General features: G+C 59.9%; 1 protein-coding gene. It reads right to left on the minus strand.

Going from position 1 to position 618, the window contains the following annotated elements; all coding sequences use genetic code 11:
* Positions 1–181: 181 nt before the first annotated feature.
* Positions 182–618: quinolinate synthase NadA (nadA, locus tag AC1DF0_RS31975; protein WP_477577577.1), on the minus strand; the 437-nt coding region annotated here is incomplete at its 5' end.

The following is a 618-nucleotide window of genomic DNA, read 5'->3' on the forward strand; positions in this document are numbered from 1 at the left end:
GTCCTGGTTTTGCCGCGGGCTGGGGTTCTTCTGGTCGCTGTTCGACAAGCAGAAGCGCAGCTGGCACGACATCTATTCCAACACCCAGTTGGTGCGGATTCCGAAGAAGACCAAATAATCCTCCAGATGCAAAAACGCCCCGATCAACCCGGGGCGTTTTTTTTGGCTCACTGCCAACGAATCAGGCGTTACCCGCCAGCTTCATCCGCGCCGCCTGCGTGAAATCGAGCATGCGCTTCAACGGCCGAATCGCCTGCGGAATCAACGCCGGATCGACGAAGATCTCGTTGGTCCCCTCCTTCAAGCTCTTCAGCGTGCGTTCAAGGGTGTTCATCGCCATCCACGGGCAATGCGCGCAACTGCGGCAAGCCGCGCCGTTACCGGCCGTTGGCGCTTCGATAAAGACCTTGTCCGGGCACAGCTGCTGCATCTTGTAGAAGATGCCGCGGTCGGTGGCAACGATCAGGGTCTTGTTCGGCAGGCTTTGCGCAGCAGCGATCAGCTGACTGGTGGAACCCACCGCATCGGCCAATTCGATCACGGCGGTCGGCGACTCCGGGTGCACCAGAATGGCCGCGTCCGGGTACAGCGCTTTCATGTCTTCGAGCTGCTTGGCCT

It is taken from the genome of Paenibacillus sp. 05T425 (assembly GCF_056396205.1).